At 46.0% G+C, this 18,469-nt stretch carries 16 protein-coding genes; 8 read left to right on the forward strand and 8 right to left on the reverse strand.

Translation table 11 applies throughout. The annotated features are described in order from the left end of the window. Positions 1-116 precede the first annotated feature (116 nt). The 8 genes from dprA to rfbF form a co-directional block, all read right to left on the reverse strand. Positions 117-1,277, reverse strand: a complete 1,161-nt coding sequence (dprA, locus tag NDI48_02765) for a DNA-processing protein DprA (protein MEP0830124.1) — start codon at positions 1,275-1,277, stop codon at positions 117-119. A gap of 33 nt (positions 1,278-1,310) precedes the next feature. After that, positions 1,311-1,958: a YdcF family protein gene (locus NDI48_02770; protein MEP0830125.1), complete on the reverse strand. Its 648-nt coding sequence runs from the start codon at positions 1,956-1,958 to the stop codon at positions 1,311-1,313. Between the two features lie 157 nt (positions 1,959-2,115). Continuing rightward, complete coding sequence (locus NDI48_02775; protein ID MEP0830126.1) at positions 2,116-2,727, reverse strand: hypothetical protein; 612 nt, start codon at positions 2,725-2,727, stop codon at positions 2,116-2,118. A gap of 442 nt (positions 2,728-3,169) precedes the next feature. Next, positions 3,170-3,934, reverse strand: a complete 765-nt coding sequence (locus NDI48_02780) for a glucose 1-dehydrogenase (protein ID MEP0830127.1) — start codon at positions 3,932-3,934, stop codon at positions 3,170-3,172. 17 nt (positions 3,935-3,951) lie between these two features. After that, positions 3,952-4,611: a DUF2301 domain-containing membrane protein gene (locus NDI48_02785; GenBank protein MEP0830128.1), complete on the reverse strand. Its 660-nt coding sequence runs from the start codon at positions 4,609-4,611 to the stop codon at positions 3,952-3,954. A gap of 103 nt (positions 4,612-4,714) precedes the next feature. Next, positions 4,715-5,542 (reverse strand): SAM-dependent chlorinase/fluorinase, encoded by an 828-nt coding sequence (locus NDI48_02790; protein ID MEP0830129.1) that lies wholly within the window; start codon positions 5,540-5,542, stop codon positions 4,715-4,717. A gap of 116 nt (positions 5,543-5,658) precedes the next feature. After that, on the reverse strand, positions 5,659-6,720 hold the full coding sequence (locus NDI48_02795) for a patatin-like phospholipase family protein (GenBank protein MEP0830130.1): 1,062 nt from the start codon (positions 6,718-6,720) through the stop codon (positions 5,659-5,661). 460 nt (positions 6,721-7,180) lie between these two features. After that, on the reverse strand, positions 7,181-7,951 hold the full coding sequence (gene rfbF / locus NDI48_02800) for a glucose-1-phosphate cytidylyltransferase (GenBank protein MEP0830131.1): 771 nt from the start codon (positions 7,949-7,951) through the stop codon (positions 7,181-7,183). Positions 7,952-8,837: 886 nt separating this feature from the next. Here rfbF and NDI48_02805 point away from each other — a divergent pair. From NDI48_02805 to argH, 8 genes are all read left to right on the forward strand, one after another. Further along, positions 8,838-8,999 (forward strand): hypothetical protein, encoded by a 162-nt coding sequence (locus NDI48_02805; protein MEP0830132.1) that lies wholly within the window; start codon positions 8,838-8,840, stop codon positions 8,997-8,999. A gap of 400 nt (positions 9,000-9,399) precedes the next feature. Continuing rightward, positions 9,400-10,065: a DUF1361 domain-containing protein gene (locus NDI48_02810; GenBank protein ID MEP0830133.1), complete on the forward strand. Its 666-nt coding sequence runs from the start codon at positions 9,400-9,402 to the stop codon at positions 10,063-10,065. Positions 10,066-10,093: 28 nt separating this feature from the next. After that, positions 10,094-11,671, forward strand: a complete 1,578-nt coding sequence (gene gntK, locus NDI48_02815; protein MEP0830134.1) for a gluconokinase — start codon at positions 10,094-10,096, stop codon at positions 11,669-11,671. 163 nt (positions 11,672-11,834) lie between these two features. Then, positions 11,835-12,008: a hypothetical protein gene (locus NDI48_02820; protein MEP0830135.1), complete on the forward strand. Its 174-nt coding sequence runs from the start codon at positions 11,835-11,837 to the stop codon at positions 12,006-12,008. Positions 12,009-12,272: 264 nt separating this feature from the next. Next, positions 12,273-13,397 carry a phospho-N-acetylmuramoyl-pentapeptide-transferase gene (gene mraY, locus NDI48_02825; GenBank protein MEP0830136.1) on the forward strand — a complete coding sequence of 375 codons (1,125 nt, stop codon included), beginning with the start codon at positions 12,273-12,275 and terminating at the stop codon, positions 13,395-13,397. Between the two features lie 1,598 nt (positions 13,398-14,995). Continuing rightward, positions 14,996-16,453, forward strand: coding sequence for a PP2C family protein-serine/threonine phosphatase (locus NDI48_02830; GenBank protein MEP0830137.1), 1,458 nt, complete (start codon positions 14,996-14,998; stop codon positions 16,451-16,453). Positions 16,454-16,480: 27 nt separating this feature from the next. Next, a complete protein-coding gene (locus NDI48_02835) occupies positions 16,481-16,729 on the forward strand; it encodes a hypothetical protein (GenBank protein MEP0830138.1) in 249 nt (82 codons plus the stop codon). A gap of 134 nt (positions 16,730-16,863) precedes the next feature. Further along, positions 16,864-18,252, forward strand: coding sequence for an argininosuccinate lyase (argH, locus tag NDI48_02840; GenBank protein ID MEP0830139.1), 1,389 nt, complete (start codon positions 16,864-16,866; stop codon positions 18,250-18,252). The last annotated feature ends 217 nt before the right edge of the window (positions 18,253-18,469 follow it).

The raw sequence follows: 18,469 nt of genomic DNA on the forward strand, positions 1-18,469 counted from the left end.
TCTCCTGATACCAACTGGATTTGAGTTTGATACATATTCTCTGATAGCTCCCCCCTTAACAAGGCAGGCTGGGGGGGTGCAAGATGTCAGCTATACAACCGAGAACCGCTATCGTTTCAACTCCGTCGATAGCGCATCCCTGGCAACTGAGACGCCAGTCCCATGAGTTCTAACTGCAACAGGGCGCTAGAAACAGAACCCGCTGCCAAACCGGCTTGCTGCACAATTGAATCAAAAGGAGTCGGTTCAGGTGTTAACGTTTGCAACACCTTAGCCAATTCTGGCTCCAACTGAGGGACAGGTTGAGGTGGCTCTTGGGCAAACAGAGGTAACTGCGTTACAGAGTCAAGTTCTGGGATGGCTCCCAACATTTCCAACAAATGACCTTCATTTAAAATCACATGGGCACCTCGACTCAATAGCCCCAAGCACCCTTTGGACTGCTCATCATCCAGTCGCCCTGGCAACACATAAACATCCCGACAAAACTCATTGGCTTGATACGCCGTAATCAGTGCCCCAGACTTAGTGGGGGCTTCCATCACCAGAATGGCGCGACACAAACCTGCAATAATGCGATTGCGCTGGGGAAAGTGAGCGCGATTGGGCTGAGTTCCGGCGGGATATTCACTTAACACTAATCCCTGCGGCTGAATTTGTTCGTAAAGATTGCGGTTGCGTGGGGGATAAATCAGATCAACACCGGTTCCCAAAACAGCCCATGTCCGTCCGCCCGCCTGCAAACAGCCGCCATGTGCTTCTGTATCAATTCCTGCTGCCATGCCGGAAACAACGGTAAAACCATGCCGAGCCAGAGCGGTACTCATTTTCCGCGTCCAGCGTTTACCGTACTCTGTGGGTTCGCGGGTGCCAACAATGCCTACCATCGGCTTTATCCCATGATTTTCCTGGGATTGCACCTGCCCTCGATAGTACAAAACTGGGGGTGGGGTGGGAATCTCTAGCAGTAAGCGGGGATAGTCGGTGTCAGCCGGTGTCCAGAACTGGGGATTTTTGGCGGTATGCTGTTCTACGAGCTGTTCCGGATTAATTTGCGATCGCGCCGTCACTACCGTCCCAGCCAACTGATACCCAAAACCTTCTACTTGTTGCAACTGGGTAGCATTCGCGTTCCAAGCCTCTGCCAGTGTACCAAAATGTTGTTGTAGACGCCGGAGCAACACTGGCCCCACACCCTTAACCTGTGCCCAACCTAGCCAGTAGGTACGTTCTTCCACTTCATTTCCCCCTGTTGATGCACCAGCAGCTACAGCCATCCTTTTAAGTGTGCCTCAAGCCTGTCTCTTCTTTTAAGCGTTCCAACTCACAAGACGGGCATAGAGATAAGCAATGGCTTCAGAAATAATAGACCGCACTCCTGCACTATATATCCACCATTGTTTTGGATTGTAACTATCTGAGTCTACGCTAATCACGCCGACTTGAATTTTGGGAGCAAGGGCTTGCTTGAACATTAGCCAACTCCTGCGGGCATGGACATCACTGGAATAAAGATTCATGGATTTTATCTTTAAATTTGACTGGCTGATCCATTCACGCAGGGCAACGGCAGAGGCGGCGGTACGATCTCTCATCACTTTAGGTGCTGGAACAGCAATTAATTGATCTGGAGCGAATCCTAGTGCAATCAATGTGGCGGCTGCAAGTTCGGCAGTCGTCTTATATTCGGACAAATGGTATCCTTGTTCTAACGGGTTTCCTGTAGTAATCAGTTTTTGATATCCTCCTCGTTTAAATTCCTGCATCGCGCTTTCTAGGGCATAGTCTCCTATCCAACCTTCTACAACTAAAACATCACCCTTAATGGGATAATTAGGAGCCAGGAAACTATGGATATGATTAGCTATAAACAGCATTAAAGCCATGACACACCCAAGGATGAATAACCATCCCTGGCTTGTTGGTACCCAGACTTCTCTCCGCTGGATTAAACGCATAATTAAGAGCATTCAGGAATCAATAATTTTATCAGAAATGACTCTATCGCTAAGAGTTTATTCCGTTGGCTTGAGAGCCTATCCGAAAAATTCTTTTTAGACTGTTGGCGTTCTCCCTACACATTAGCCATTCCGATCTCCATTCCAAATCATCAGCTTAGTGTAAGCCAGAATCCCAAATTCCGATGTAGAGTCGATCGCCTTTTTGCCATTGAATCACACCCTTGAGAGAATTGAGGGTAAACGAGTACTGTTGAGACACTCTCTGCTGTACTTGTTGTAATCCTTGCTGGATTTCTTGATTGAGCTTGCAGCCTAACATTCCATTTAATGTCATCGATATCAGTTGAATATCTACTTCAGATGTAAAAGAGGCTTCCGTTTGACGAATCCGTTCAGATTTTTTGTCAAACAAAAATCCTAAGCTGATTTGTTCGGGGATTAATTCATAAGAGACAGCACGGGTATTAGGCCAGTATCCGTGTGATGTTTTAGTCGGGGTACCCAACATTCGCAAAACATCTTTTCTCTCGATTCCTGGCTGAAATGCTGGAACACCAATGCCACTGGGAACGTTCCGACATTCACGTTCAATTAAAGTCCCTAGTGATGGCCCCGAATCTCCAGTGTCTTTCGGCGTAAAACCAGCCGGATGGGCGGAGATCCGGAAATTTTGTTGAGGCATTTCTAGTGGGAACAACTGGGGAGGAGGCAGCAACACAGAAGAAAGTCCGGCTATCAGATAACTCGTGATGATTAAGATCCCCATGATAATTTTCTAATAATTTGTTTTGGAGTAGCGCTATCTGTGATCGGGAGTGTTCGCTGAGAGTGTCTCCTCAAATTCAGGATTAGACACGCGTAATGTTTTTATAAAGAGGCAGGAAATGTCTAGGTTGACAGTTTATAGGCCAACAGATTGATACACACTCAGGCTTAAAGTTTTTGAGTTTTAGTTTGGGATTAAAAAATGTGTTTTATAGTTGCCTGAGCAAGCTGAGCCATACGGAAGAGGTAGATGACTTCACCCTGGGCTGTGGAAAAAATACTTAGCAAAATTACTGCGCGTCACTAACAACAAACACTATTGATATCGAAGGATAGAATGCTCTTGATTTGCGGCTCTTTAAGCCTATCCGCGCTCTGCACAATCGAGCCTAAACTGAAAACTTATTAGAAAAATTAGCGGTTCGCCCCCAAGCACAAACCCCTTACAGATAAATCATTTTTTTTGTCAGGCCACCATCAATGACAAAATTTTCTCCTGTAATAAAACTGGCTTCAGGAGAGGTTAGATAAATCACGAATGAAGCAATATCTTCTGGTTTACCAACTCGTCCAACAGGATGCTGTTGATGCTCTTGTTCCGTAAGTTGCGGCTTCTGTCTAATGGCTTGTTTTTTCCACTCCCTCACTTCGATCCAGCCCGGACTGATGCAATTCACCCGGATGTCTGGGCCTAAGCTAATTGCTAAGGCGTGAGTTAAAGCTACAATTCCTCCTTTAGATGCTGAATAAGCTTCTGTGTTCGCTTCTGACATTAACGCTCTTGTCGAGGCAATATTAATAATTGTGCCTTGATTGTTTCTCAAATAAGGAACAGAATATTTAGTACACAAAAATGCCCCAGTCAAATTAATAGACAGGATATGATGCCAATCTTCTAAACTTAGTTCCGTTATTGGATGATTTTCAGGGTTAGACCGTGCCGCATTATTAACTAATACGTCTATTTTGGCAAAACTATTTACAGTTTCTCGAATTAAATTCTTAACGGATTCTTCATTAGCAACATCAGTAAAAATAAACCGGATAGAGCCGAGCGGCTTGTATTCTTCCTCGGTTTCTCGTCCGGCTTGTTCATCAATGTCAGCAATAACGACAGAGAGTCCCTTTTCTAAAAATTGTTTAGCGATCGCCTTGCCAATTCCCTGCCCACCTCCCGTAACAATCGCTACTTTCCCCCGCAAGCTCATAAGTCCTCCTGCTGAATTTATGAATGAGCAGCACGCTTTTCTTGGAGATAGGCAAAAACCGACTTATCCCCAATATCGGAGGCAATGGGTTGTACCAGCTTACGCAGTGCAAACACCATAAACAAAACAGCCCAGATGGCTAAGAAACTCTGTTCCCAAGTGCTGGGCAGGACACCCGCGAGATGGCCTAATAAAAGGATAGGCACTAAGGGTGTGAGGAACTTAGTTTCAAAGCGGTTGAAGCAAAATGCTTCCTTAAAATAGATTCCTGTTAAGGCTGCAAAGGTAAAACCAACGCCAAAAATGGCTATGGGATGGTTGTAAACAAATACGGCAAAGGGTTCACGCGTCGAGAGTGCTATCACCATTGAGGCAATGCCACCAATCGCCCAAAAAATTTGTAAGAGTCGGTGCAAGGGTACTAGGTAAATATGAATGGTGACCAAACTCACCCCTAAGGCTAACCAAAACACGGCATAACAGGCCATCACCTCAGTCCAAACAGTGAGAGTGTCACCCCATGCTAAAACCAGTCCACTCCCTAGAGCGAAACTCAACGCAGCTGTGAGCAAACTGCTACGGTAGACGATAACACCCGTGCGATCGCCCTGATTAATCGTAAATTCCCCGAATTGACCCTGATAAACCTCTGGTTCCAACGCCTGTTGTAACCCCATAACTTATCCTTTCACCTCAATACGGAACGCCTTTGGAGTAGCTATATCGACAAAACCTGAATATTGTCCCGGTTTTAACATCGATTTTGCTATTTCTTCAACTTTAACCTTTCATTTCTAGGCTCACCACTACTTCCACGGGTGAACCGACATCCATGTTTAACGCTTGCTGAGCACTGCCGCCATTAACGGCAATTTCTACCCAACCGTGACTGCCTATCAGGGTAACAACTTCTCCAACCGGGCGATCGCTATAAGTTTGGCTACTCTCGATCCGGCGATCGCCCAGTGTGGGTGTACAAGCATCACCCACGAGAACAGCCCAGGTTTTTTCCTGAACCTCCGCCGCCGAAATATTGGTGATGAGGTTGCCGAAGTGGTCGATATATTGAATGCAACCCACGATACCAGAACTTGTTGGGATGCGATCACCAATCGCTAGTGCCGTGAGTGTTTTGGGGTCAAAGCTTTCTCCCAGTTGTTCGATTGGGACACCACTCGCCAGATGAGCACCCACGGGTGCAAAGATATCTCGACCGTGAAACGTGGTGCTAGGTGTCGGTGTCCGCCAGTAGTTGGGATTGGTGAGTTCAACAGCGGCTAAGACTCTCGATTGATGCAAAACGCCACTAAACAATCCATTATCCGGCCCCACCAAGAAACTCTGCTCGATTTGGAGCGCAATTCCTCGGCGTTGACTCCCCACCCCCGGATCGACCACCGCAATGTGCACTGTCCCAACTGGAAAGTAGGAATAGGCATTCATCAGGTTAAATCTGGCTCCTGCAATATTTTGCGGTGGGATTTCATGGGTCAAATCTACAACAGTCAAATGCGGGTTGATTCCAGCAATGACGCCTTTCATGACACCCACATACACATCCTTTAAGCCAAAGTCAGTTAAAAGAGTAATGAGCCGATTTTCAGTCATTTAAAATGGTTTAGGATAGGTTTATTTTCCTTATTAGTAAATACTTTAAAAGAGTATGTCTGATTGACATACTCTCTACTTTCTCTCTGATTCTAACCGTGTCGAATAGGCTCTTATCAGTTCACCAGCAATTTGCAGAGTGCATTCAAATTCTGATCTTCCTTGGCAATGATCTCTTCTGCCAGTTTTTCTAAATTTTTGATATTCTCTGGCTCTGCCTTATCCATATCATCCAGACCTTTGCCTGCATCTAACAAGGCTTGGAAGCGATAGTACTGAGGTGGTCTATCCTGAGCTTTCGGCAACAGTTGTTCTAATTGAACAGCCACGGATTCACTAGAACCATCGAGCGTGATGTTAAGAAGGGGTTGTACCCATCCCACTAATCCCCAATTCGCAGCTTTCTCGTAATCATATCTACGGGTCAGTGAGCCAGTGCCCAAGGAGACTACGAGTATGTCTTGGAGTTCAAGTGGGGTTTTACCGGGTTTTTTAGAATCAATGATGGCTTCCATTAGAGCTAGGGATGTTGGATTATTGGCAAAAACTCCACCATCAACCAAGGCATAAAAACCTCTTCCTTGGGTCTCGTGTTTGACGGAAGCCTCAACCTTATGTGGTTTGAAATAAGTTGGAGCTGCTGAAGTCGCCATTGCGGCTTGGTGCATGGTGAAGCCGCTAGAAATCTTCCGGTAATATCGATTAGTTCTCTCTTCTTTGTTGGTTTGACTGGTAAAGAAAACAGGTGTCCTTAGCTGAATATCGTAGCTGGTGACGAAAACTTCTGTGAGTGCATCTACGAGAGGAGTGTTACCAAAATATTCTTTTAAGACCTTGTCTCTACCATCTGAAGAATATTTAGGTCTACTGATATCGTCTAATTTCATTACTTTCTCAAGAAATGGCTCATAAAATATTTCTCCTCCACGCTCCCGATAAATGTTAATTAGGTCTGCTGCCGTGTATTTCGGCTCTTTAGTGTTCGGCTTTGGCAACGCCAAGCCAGCCGCTAAGATTCCTCCCGTTGAGGTACCAGCAATCAAATTAAATAAGGTACAAATCCTTTTCCCTGTTCGCTTCTCGATCTCAGCAAGAATCTTGGCTGGGACAATTCCTCGAATACCACCACCATCAATTGATAATATTTTTAATTTAAACTTAAAATCTTTCTCTGTCATCTCTCTCTACCTTAGAATTGATTTTTTACTTTTTGTAGTTTAACTTTTCCGGATTTATCTAGGAAATTTGTGAATTTTTATGTATTTAATTTTTGTGTCTACTAAGGTTAAATATTTTACATTTTTTCGTTATTTTTAAAAAATTATGTCATGAATTTTTCAGTATTTACCCTCTTGAAACTGAGTGAAATAAATTTTATCTGACAGCAACGCCTGTCAGATAATGGCAGAATTCAGAAATTAGCAGCATCCGGGCTTATGTTATGGCTTGCTTTTGCCCAGATGCACTCGCTGATCTATGAGATTGTCTAAAGCGTTGTTCACCCAAAAATGCCATCCTCATGAAATCAATTTGTTTAGATGCACCTGCTACTTAAAAGTTCGTTGGATGGTGACGTTTTGTTAGACATCTTCATCTAAATGAAGAAGAGAAAATTATTTTTGAAACAGAAATATCCTTTTACCAAACTTTCCAAGGAGCCTTTCCACTATTCCACAATTCATTCAGGTAATTTTTGTCTCGTAGAGTATCCATAGGTTGCCAAAAACCAAAATGTTTATAGGCCGAAAGTTGATCATCTACAGCCAGCTTCTCTAAAGGGTCTTTCTCCCAAATGGTAGAGTCATCCGCAATGAAGTTAATCACCTCTGGCTCTAACACAAAAAAACCACCATTAATCCAAGCTCCGTTCAGGTCTTCTTTCTCTCGGAAACTACTAACTTTTTCTTGATCTTTAAACGATATCGCACCAAAACGCCCTGCGGGTTGGGTTGCGGTTAGCGTAGCCAAAGTTTTTTGTGTTTTATGAAACTCTAGCAATTCTTTAATATTGACATCTCCAATACCATCTCCGTAGGTAAAGCAGAATGTTTCATTGCCAATATGATCTCGAACCCGCTTCAGACGACCGCCAGTCATCGTATTGTCACCTGTATCTACTAGTGTCACTCGCCAAGGTTCGGCATAACCACAATGAACGTTCATTTGATTAAATCGCATGTCGAAAGTAACATCGGACATGTGTAAGAAATAGTTAGCAAAATATTCCTTAATGACATATCCTTTGTACCCGCAGCAGATGATAAAATCATTGATGCCATAAGCTGAGTAAATTTTCATGACGTGCCAGAGAATTGGCTTTCCACCAATCTCAACCATAGGCTTTGGCTTCACAGAAGTTTCTTCACTAATGCGAGTCCCAAGCCCCCCAGCAAGGATCACAGCTTTCATTTAATTACCTCGTAATTCTCAATTAGATTGATTGACACTGAAGTTGAATAAGCTAATCGGCATTTAAATTGCATAGCTTGGACGGGCAGGATGCCCATCCCCCAAGAAAAAGGCTAAAACCTAACTCACAAATTAAATGCACAACAGCTTAGGGAAAAACTGATGGTTATTTTCTAGCTCTAGAATAGACTTTTCGTCAAATAAGAAGCAAGAGCTGAGGTTTGCGATCGCACAACGGGTTGTTGATGGCTAGAAATCTTGCATACCTCAATTGTTTCATTGAGCCATAGGATGCATCATCCTTTTTTAAGAGCTAGGCAAACCATTGAGTGATTAATCCACCGAGACTTCCGGAGTGTGATGAACTTCTAATGCGTTAACCTACATCAGGTAGAGGTAGCTTCAAACAATAGTTGTAAGCTTAGTGCATAGCCCCTCGCTTTTGACAACTAGAACGATTGGAGCACCATCTCACAATTTTTTGGCTTCATGTGGGAGCGTGTATGTAGAATAATTCACTTCTATTTGCTTTTTCCTGGTGGGCTCACACGGACGTACTTTTGAATAGGTGCATAAATTCAGGATGCGGGCGATCGCCTTGACAATTTTCTGTTCAAATCACTTGCTTGGAACAGCTTAGCGCCTATCTTATCCCATCGGCTCCTCAATCGCTAAGAACGCTCTGCTCAGGAACGATAAGAACCTCGGCAGCAAGGATTAACCCCTAATGGCTGCGCTCGTGAGTGTACTCTGTTCGGTCATTACCCTGAAGTCCTTACTAATTTCTGTATCAAAAAATACTTTTTGCCTATCCAGCCGGCTTCGATTCATGTTATTTTTGAGGGAGGAAGATAATACATGATTTGAACCGAAGGGATTGTTTACAGTGAACAGAAACCGGAATAACCAAGCTCAAAAAGCCGCTGCCGCTCATCGTGCTACTCTCCAAAAACTTTTAGAACATCGCTTAGAAGTAGCTAGAGCCAAAGGCGACGAGGCTTTGATTCGTCAGCTAGAGCAAGAAGCCAGCTACCTAAACTTGGACTAACCTGCTTGAAACGCTCCATTTGCGAATGGAGACCTGAAAATTTGCCCTTCCTAGTATGTCAGGAAAGTATAACAGGGATATCAGCCGAGAAGGGTGATATCCCTGTTTAAGTTAGCTTACTCATTAGTCTTGAAACATAAGTTGACCCCACCCTTGCTCCAGGGATTGAGTTAGACGCTGAAAAGAGCTTTGTCGCCACAAAAATAGTTTAAATGTACTATTCAAACTCTAGAAGCAAGAGGATATCGATTCTTGGATCACGCTGAGAGTGACGAGTGAATCATCTGCGTGGAAATAGTAGAGAAACTTACCGACAGCAAAATCGTCTTTTTGCAGATAGCTATACTAGTGGTTGCAACTTTCCTAATCTGACTCAGCACCCTCATTCGCGTCTAAGGAAATGTCGATAAGAGACCTACTTGCTAATGCGTGGCAGGCTTGGAACATCCACAGTGGCTGGATAGCCTGGAATTTGTTTCTTGCTTTTATTCCTTTGGCTTTGAGCTTTTGGCTATTCCGCAGAGCGTCTCAGTCACGATCGCTGTTATGGTGGGTGGGTTTTTTGGTTTTTATTGCCTTTTTGCCCAATGCCCCTTATCTGTTAACGGACATCATTCACCTGATTAAGGCGATTCGCGATTACTATTCAGTGTGGATCATTACCCTGGTTCTCATCCCCCCTCACATAATCGCGATTTTAGCTGGGTTTGAAGCCTATGTAGTGTCTTTAATCAACCTAGGTCATTACCTGAAGCAGCAGAGAGTGGGTCAATACGTCCTTTGGGCTGAGTTACTCACCCATGCTCTGTGTGCTATTGGCGTTTATCTAGGGAGATTCAAGCGCTTCAACAGTTGGGATTTTCTCACTCAACCGGATGATTTGGCAAGGAGTGTAGTCGATGATTTAACAGCTAAACGTCCTGTGTTGGTTATCGTAGTAACCTTTGTAGTCCTTACGGTATTGTACTGGGTGATGAAGCAGGTGACGCTAGGATTAGTGCTGAGAATGCGCCAAAGTCGCTTTGGTAAAAAAAGCAGGACTAAAGGCACGTCAACTGAAGTATAAAGTATGAAAGATTGACTCTGGTGAAGCGGTGAATAATCAGCGCTACGTTATTGGACTAGACATTGGCACTACCAGTACGAAAGCTGTATTGTTTACAGCCAAAGGCGATACGGTCTGTCGGTATGCCGTGGGGTACCCTTTGTATGCACCAACACCCGGTGCAGCGGAACAAGACCCCGAAGAAATCTTCTCAGCCGTGATTACAACGGTGAGAAAAGTGATGACGCTCAGTCAGATTGAGCCAACTCAATTAATGGGTTTGTCTTTTAGCGCTGCTATGCATAGTTTAATAGCGGTTGATGCACAAGGAAAGCTGCTTTCTCAGAGCATCACTTGGGCGGATAATCGCAGCGCCCATTGGGCCCAAAAAATTAAGCGAGAGCAGCACGGGCATGAAATTTATCTGAGGACGGGGACGCCAATTCATCCCATGTCCCCGTTTGTAAAATTAATTTGGCTACGGAACGAACATCCCGAAATTTTTGAGCAGGCGGCTAAGTTTATTTCAATTAAGGAATACGTTTTTTATGGATTTTTTCAACAGTATATCGTTGATTACTCGATCGCCTCGGCAACAGGCTTACTCGATTTAAAAGCCCTCGACTGGGATCACGAAGCCCTGGAAATGGCTGGGATCACCACAACACAGTTATCCCAATTGGTGCCAACAACGCACATTGTCAAACCCATGCCAGCCTCCTTGGCTCAAGCGATGGGAATTTTAACCGATACACCAACAGTCATCGGTGCCAATGATGGGGTGTTGTCGAATCTGGGAGTGGGAGCGATTCAGCCTGGAATGATCGCTGTCACTGTCGGTACGAGTGGGGCGGTGCGAACGATGGTGGAGCGTCCCATCACTGACCCTCAAGAGCGCTTATTCTGCTATGCTCTGAGCGAAAACCACTGGGTGGTTGGGGGAGCCGTGAACAATGGCGGGATTGCCTTGCGTTGGGTGCGTGACCAACTCACGGATACAGAAGTTCGGGCAGCTCAACGCTTAGGGAAAGACCCCTATGATTTGATCACAATGCTGGCTGAAACGGTTCCTCCCGGTGCGGGGGGACTGATTTTCCATCCTTACCTCATGGGGGAGCGATCGCCACTTTGGGATGCGAATGCCAGGGGCTCCTTTTTTGGTCTGAGTTTAAACCATACCAAAGCTCATTTGGTCCGAGCTGTCTTAGAGGGCATTGTCTTTAATTTGTGCTTGGTTTTACAAGCCTTGGAAGAGTTCACCGGTAAACCCACACGAATTCAAGCCACCGGAGGCTTTGCGCGATCACCTGTGTGGCGGCAAATGATGGCAGATATCTTTGATCAAGATGTAATTGTACCCGAACAGTACGAAAGTTCTTGCCTGGGGGCGGCGGTTTTAGGACTTTATGCCCTCAAAGAAATCTCTTCGCTCAATCTTGTCTGTCAAATGATCGGTGAAACGTATCGGCATCAACCGATTGCCGCTCACGTCGCCACCTACAAAAAGATTCTCCCCATCTACACTCGTCTTCTCAAAGCCTTTCAAGGAGAGTATGAAAGCGTTGCTCAACTTCAAGAAGAACTCACTCCTTCTACTTCTACAGCTCGATATAGCAATCCTCAATAATTCATGAGAATCTCTCTTGGTCTCGTGGAGCGCCCCAGCCTTGAAGCCTTCCATGAACAAGCTAGAGAACTTATAGAAGCTTACTTCTAAACCTTCACCACAATACGCAATCGAACGTTACAGAGAAATTTCTGCAAATAATCAGGAACTTGCCTCTGATGATATGAAAGAAGTAGTCAAGGCGGCTGACTACCAACGAGTTGATTCGTTGTTCGTTGCCAAAGGTCATCAGCAGTGGGGTAGCTTCGACCCACACAAGAGCACGGTGCAGCTGCACGAACAAAAGCAGGCTGGGGACAAGGATTTTTTAGATTTTGCAGCCATTCATAACCTTTGAAGCGGTGCGATTGTAATAGCTGTGAAAGCTGAACAAATTCCAGCCAAATCTACACTTACGGCGATTTACCGCTACTCATTGTTGTGCACCTAAACCTGTAGTTACTCATCCGAAGCCGCCTATAAGTAGATTTGCTTTCTCGGTAGGTTGAAAGCAGCGAATATGATGCTACGATTCCCATGAGTACCGTGGGTCAAACGGGAATCGTACAGACGCAATTCGTTGCGTCTATTGTGAGGAGTTCGATAAAGGAATGAAAAGTCTGTGGTTGATGCAAAGTTATCTTCTGGACGGTCGTTAAATCCAACCGGTCCTAGACTTCTGACGTTACTGACTATTGGTTTGAGCCTGGGATCATTAATACTAGATTGGACAGCGGGGCGATCGCTCATATCAGATTTCTCAATGACCCTACCGCTGTTGATGTGCGCCATAATTACGGCTGCTCTCGGCTACTGGGCAGTGCCTCTTTTACAAGCTCTAAAAATGGGGCAGATTATCCGCGAGGAAGGCCCCCAATCACACCTACGTAAAGCAGGTACCCCGACAATGGGTGGCCTGTTTTTTGTTCCCGTGGCGGTGGTTGTCGCCCTCCTGTGGTCGGGAGTTGTGATGAGGGGGCAAGACTTTGGCTCTGTACTAGCGGTGTGTGTGGTCACCCTGGCCTATGCTGGAGTGGGCTGGCTGGATGATTGGCAAATTGTCCGACGCCGTTCCAATAAAGGAATTTCACCCCGCACGAAACTAGCCCTACAAATTGGCGTCGGTGCCTTGTTTTGTGTATGGCTGGCTTTCACTCAATCGGCAAGTATCACCACCATTAACTTGCCCTTAGGGATAGCCATACCCTTAGGCTTCTTGTTTTGGCCGTTTGCCGTTTTTGTACAGGTAGCCGAAAGCAATGCCACCAATCTCACCGATGGTGTGGATGGATTGGCAGCAGGGACTTGTGCGATCGCGCTTTTAGGACTGGGGGCGATCGTTGGCCCGAGTGCACCAGGTTTAATGGTTTTCTGTGCTTGCATGGCTGGCACTTGCCTGGGGTTTGTTGTCCATAACCGCAACCCAGCTACGGTTTTTATGGGTGATACGGGTTCTTTGGCCTTAGGAGGCGCACTAGCTGCGGTCGGTCTTTTGTCTCACAACGTTTGGGGCTTATTTATCATCAGCGGTATTTTCTTTATAGAGTCCCTCTCCGTGATTGCCCAAGTGGGTTACTACAAAGCGACAAAGGATGCGAATGGCCTTGGTAAGCGTCTCTTGAAAATGTCACCGTATCATAACCATCTTGAACTCAGCGGTTGGTCAGAAACACAGATTGTTGGTGTGTTTTATCTAATGAATGGTCTTCTCGCGGTGTTGAGTTTGGCGATGAAGATGGGTCGTTGAGCCTTTTAGGATTTACGCCGCTGAAAGCTGGTTGAGGTTAGAGACTATCCCGGAAGATTCTCTCGTACTGTCAACGGCGTAACACTGTCCTTACCCAGCTTTTTTACCAAAACATCACGGGTTTAAAGCTGCTCACTAAAGCTCCGCACCCTTCAGGGCGTACAAATGTATAATCAAAGTATGGGCAGGGCGTTGTCCATTGGGCTAGATAGTGTAAGACGGGAAATGAGCTGCAACTATTGTTTGAACCCAGAATCCTCACGCCTTTAGGCTGAGGAGTGCGTCAAAATCCGTAGATGCACAGGGACTAAAGCTAGATAACTATAGCGGTTCTCCATTGAGTAGAATACTTCAGCTAAGTAGGGGCACGACATGTCGTGCCCCTACTTTGTGGTACACACAACGAAAACCAGCCATCACTCCGTCATTTCAACATGGGATGCCCCATCGAAACATGAAGACTTACGCACCGTAACAGCAGTTCAAGGATATGAGATTTTTGCGCTTATCTCAGAATAACGTAACTTCGTACTTAGTGCCTTCGTGCTATAGCTGTCCCCATAAAGGTTAGGACAGATTTAACGGCCCAAACAACCACGTACTAGTGCAAGAAGGCAGAAGTCTGGAGGCAGAAGGCAGAAGGGAAGAAAGTTTGTACAGTAAGGTTTTTAACCTTTTTTCAGTGGTGGGTTATTTCTGCCTGGGTGCACTAGTAATAAACTTTCTGCCTTCTGCCCTCGGCCTTCTGCCTTCTGCCTTTTGCTATAAACATCATCCGGATACCGATTCTCGCTCTCGAAGATACTATCGGCTGATTCAAAAGGAATTACAGTCCTTGCCATTGAAGTTCTGAGCTAATGATCATTCAAATGGCATGTGGAACCTCCGGAGTGTGTAGAGCCTCCCCACGCCTTCGGGTCGATTCATAATCCTACAACTTGCAGACACCTCCACTGAACTAGCTCTGTGAATGTCTAAACAAAGTTTGACCCAGATTTGCTATACCCTGAACCTGTATTACAACAACGTATTCTTTAGGGATAATTTGAGCACAAAGGCTCCCTATGGATTCATGGAGTGAATTGTAGCTGATCTCTCGATTACTCCAAGTTGCCGACCTCAAATACGGCTCAGAAAGTAGAGGAATGCTCAGAGATTCGTTAAACCGCTAACTCCGGTAGGATAAGTCTCCAGTAACACAATTTTTCATGAAGAGTTGTAATACTCAAAGGAGCATCAAGTAAAGAAAACCGAACAATTCTGGAAATATCCCATCCGGACATTGGCAGGGTTCCTAATCAGCGCTATTATTTACAACTCAAGTTAGCTCAATGCCTTATACAATAGCTGGAATGGGTTTCAGGAAAGCTCACAATGGCAAGCAGTGGTACTGTATGATTTCATACAGTTTTTCGATAGCTCTCCCGTTGAATAAATTTCTCCGGGAGAATGTCAGGAAAGTCCGATGCGGCTTGTGGAGCCTCTAGCTTAACTGTAGAGTGACCTCACAACACTTGAGGAGATACCTGATTCCTATTTCTGGCAATAGTTAGATTAATTGTTTCTCTACTGAATAAATGTTCCCTACGCCTGATGCTATGACAGCACGGCCTGCTCCGCGCCAACCCTCAAGCTCAACTGACAGCAATAGCCATAAAACTACTGCTGAAGGAACACCTGTTTCTGCCCTGAAAGAACTAGTGGCACGCTTACACCGGGAACAACACAAGATTCAAGATTTGTTGAGTTCACTAGGGTTTGCCCTACGCAGCTTTAACAATTTGAATCAATTTTTGGAGTTAATTCCATTGATGGCGGCGCGCGTAACGGATGCTGATGGTGGTGCTTTAATTTTGTTCAAGCCAAACGGTCAAGTTAGGCTGGAGCAGCTACATTGCCAAGAAAGTCAAGCTTGTAACAGTATTCGTAAAGCGATTGAAAAGGCAACTCGTGAAGTCAGAGCAACAAACAGTGAGGGGGGAACTGACTCGAATGCTCCCGTACCCTTAGAGCTGCTCCAAGCATCCCTCGACGAGCAGGTGAGTCAAAGTCTAGGAGCAGATGTGCAGCTATTTGGGACGCCGATTCTGATTCGCAATAGCGAACGAGGTCGTCTTTATGTGTTTAGCCATGATTCTAATTACAACTGGACTCCAACGCGACAGAAATTAGTGCGATTGGTCGCCGACCAAACCGCCGTTGCCATCGCCAATGATGAACTCACCGTCGAACTGCGTAAGAAAGAGCGCTTAGATCGAGAGTTAGAAATTGGTGCCGAAATCCAACTGCGCCTGCTGCCGCGCCAATGTCCTCAAATTGAGGGGGTGGAATTGGCAGCAATGTGTAAAACCGCGAACCGAGTCGGTGGCGACTACTACGATTTCATTCCCGCCAACTACGACCAATTGCGTCCTAAAAAGCCGGATGATCAGGAAGTAACCGACTGCAAGCGAGCCTCTTTACCTTGGAGTGTTGTGATTGGCGATGTCATGGGTAAAGGCGTCCCCGCTGGTTTGATTATGACCATGACGCGAGGGATGCTCAGGGCAGAAGTTCTGAATCGTCACTCCCCAGGGCGGATTTTAGAGCACTTGAATCGGGTTATGTATGCTGACCTGGAAAACTCCCATCGGTTTGTCACGCTGTTCTATTCCGAGTACGACCCGCAGACGCAACTTCTGTCTTATAGTAACGCCGCCCATAATCCACCGTTCTTGTGGCAGGCATCAACCCAATCCATCCAACGCTTAGATACCGTTGGTATGCTGATTGGCCTAGAGGCCGATTCTCAGTATGAAGATGCTCAAGTGCAGTTAGCGCCTGGAGATACAATCATTTACTACACCGATGGGTTTACTGATGCGGCGAATCAATCTGGCGATCGCTTTGATGAGGAACGACTGATACAAGTTTTCCAGTGGGCGTGTGAGCATTGCAGTGGTTCTCAAGCCATTTTGGATTACCTGTTTGATCAAGTGCAACAGTTTATTGGTTCAACAAACCCTCACGGAGATGATATGACGCTGGTCGTGATGCAGGTAAAATCTACCGAGTGACCCATTTTTTAAAAGGCAATAATCGTCATGGTCATTGAAGGGATGCAAGTCGTACCCACTTTTTTGAATCACATCAGTTTTGGGCCTGATGCCCTGCAAGGAGCAAGTCATCTATTCTCGGTCGATTGGCATGGGTTAGCTCAACTCAAAACGAATACCGATCTGTTCGGTCAGGTCGCCAATGCGTGGAACAACTTTGTGAGAACAGGTCAAGCCTGGGCACTGGTGATCGGGATCGTTATCGGTTACTTCATTAAGAGTTTCACCTCGTTTTGAAAAAGTTGCAGATTGAAGGTTAGCAGGTTGCCAGTTAGCAAGGCAAACAGTTGACAGGTTATCTTCAAAACCTTTAACCTTCAAACCTCCAAACCCTTAACCTTCAAACCTCCAAACCCTTTAACTTTCCAACTGTGACTGAACAAACAACCTGGAGCCAACGGTTTGAATCCGCACTACATCCAGCGATCGCTCGCTTCAATGCCAGTATTGGCTTCGATATCGAATTGATTGAGTACGACCTCACAGGTTCGATCGCTCATGCCCAAATGCTGGCTCATACCGGCATCATTTCCCCAGCCGAGGGAGAGAAACTAATCGCCGGTTTAGAACAAATTCGCCAAGAATACCGCCAAGGCAACTTTAACCCTGGTATTGATGCCGAGGATGTTCACTTCGCGGTTGAGCGACGCCTGACGGAGATTGCTGGAGATGTGGGGAAAAAGTTGCACACGGCGCGATCGCGCAACGATCAAGTGGGTACCGATACACGACTCTACCTCCGCGCTCAAATTGCCCAAATTCGCATCCAGTTGCGTGAGTTTCAAGGTGTCCTCCTCAACATTGCCGAAGCCAACGTAGAAACTCTAATTCCCGGCTACACACACCTACAACGCGCTCAACCGCTGAGTTTAGCTCATCACCTCTTAGCCTACTTTGAAATGCTCCAGCGGGATTGGGAGCGCCTGGGTGAGATCGCGCAGCGGGTGAATACTTCTCCCTTGGGATGTGGTGCGCTAGCGGGGACGACGTTTCCCATCGACCGCCACTATACAGCCTCGCTGTTAGAATTTTCAGGGGTCTATCGTAACAGTTTGGATGGTGTCAGCGATCGCGATTTTGCGATCGAATTCCTGTGCGCTGCCAGCTTGATTCTGGTACACCTGAGCCGATTGTCAGAGGAAATTATTCTCTGGGCTTCCCAGGAATTTGGCTTTGTGACTCTCAAAGACACTTGTTCCACTGGCTCCAGTATCATGCCCCAAAAGAAAAACCCGGATGTGCCGGAACTGGTACGGGGGAAAACAGGGCGTGTCTTCGGGCATCTCCAAGCCATGTTGGTGTTGATCAAAGGGTTACCGTTGGCTTATAACAAAGACTTGCAAGAGGACAAAGAAGCGCTGTTTGATACGGTGAAAACCGTGAAAGGGTGTCTTGAAGCCATGACCATTCTGTTGCGGGAGGGAATGGAATTCAAGAGCGCACGGTTAGCACAAGCCGTGGACGAAGACTTCTCTAACGCCACCGATGTTGCCGATTATTTAGCCTCCAAAGGTGTTCCTTTCCGGGAAGCTTACAACTTAGTGGGTAAAGTGGTGAGAACTTGCCTCAAGAGTGATAAATTGCTCAAAGATTTAAGCCTGGAGGAATGGCAGGCACTGCACCCAGCCTTTGAGGGCGATATTTATCAAGCGATCGCGCCGACTCAGGTGGTTGCTGCACGAAACAGCTACGGAGGTACGGGTTTTGAGCAGGTACGTCAAGCTCTGCAAGAGGCACGCGATCGCGTAGAGTCGCGTTAATCATCCTGAGGGCGCTACAGCTACCGTCGGAAATTCCATCATTCATATATATATTTGGCTCGCCCTCTTCCCATTTCTGGGGGGGCGAGTCTTGGGGTAGGAAGCGGGCATCCATAGTATCGGTACTATTATGATGCCCAACTCAGCCTGCCTCAAAGCCGCTTAAATGTGCCCACCAGGCAACGGCTCAGGGACAAGGAGAGTATCCTTTTCAGCC

The sequence above is a fragment of the Microcoleus sp. AS-A8 genome, assembly GCA_039962225.1.
Lineage (GTDB): Bacteria > Cyanobacteriota > Cyanobacteriia > Cyanobacteriales > Coleofasciculaceae > Allocoleopsis.

Bases quoted from the DNA above. Each gene is read 5' to 3' on its own strand.
- dprA (MEP0830124.1), bottom strand. From the start codon at position 1,277: ATGGCTGTAGCTGCTGGTGCATCAACAGGGGGAAATGAAGTGGAAGAA.
- NDI48_02770 (MEP0830125.1), bottom strand. From the start codon at position 1,958: ATGCGTTTAATCCAGCGGAGAGAAGTCTGGGTACCAACAAGCCAGGGA.
- NDI48_02775 (MEP0830126.1), bottom strand. From the start codon at position 2,727: ATGGGGATCTTAATCATCACGAGTTATCTGATAGCCGGACTTTCTTCT.
- NDI48_02780 (MEP0830127.1), bottom strand. From the start codon at position 3,934: ATGAGCTTGCGGGGGAAAGTAGCGATTGTTACGGGAGGTGGGCAGGGA.
- NDI48_02785 (MEP0830128.1), bottom strand. From the start codon at position 4,611: ATGGGGTTACAACAGGCGTTGGAACCAGAGGTTTATCAGGGTCAATTC.
- NDI48_02790 (MEP0830129.1), bottom strand. From the start codon at position 5,542: ATGACTGAAAATCGGCTCATTACTCTTTTAACTGACTTTGGCTTAAAG.
- NDI48_02795 (MEP0830130.1), bottom strand. From the start codon at position 6,720: ATGACAGAGAAAGATTTTAAGTTTAAATTAAAAATATTATCAATTGAT.
- rfbF (MEP0830131.1), bottom strand. From the start codon at position 7,951: ATGAAAGCTGTGATCCTTGCTGGGGGGCTTGGGACTCGCATTAGTGAA.
- NDI48_02810 (MEP0830133.1), top strand. From the start codon at position 9,400: ATGTCGATAAGAGACCTACTTGCTAATGCGTGGCAGGCTTGGAACATC.
- NDI48_02820 (MEP0830135.1), top strand. From the start codon at position 11,835: ATGAAAGAAGTAGTCAAGGCGGCTGACTACCAACGAGTTGATTCGTTG.
- NDI48_02830 (MEP0830137.1), top strand. From the start codon at position 14,996: ATGACAGCACGGCCTGCTCCGCGCCAACCCTCAAGCTCAACTGACAGC.
- NDI48_02835 (MEP0830138.1), top strand. From the start codon at position 16,481: ATGGTCATTGAAGGGATGCAAGTCGTACCCACTTTTTTGAATCACATC.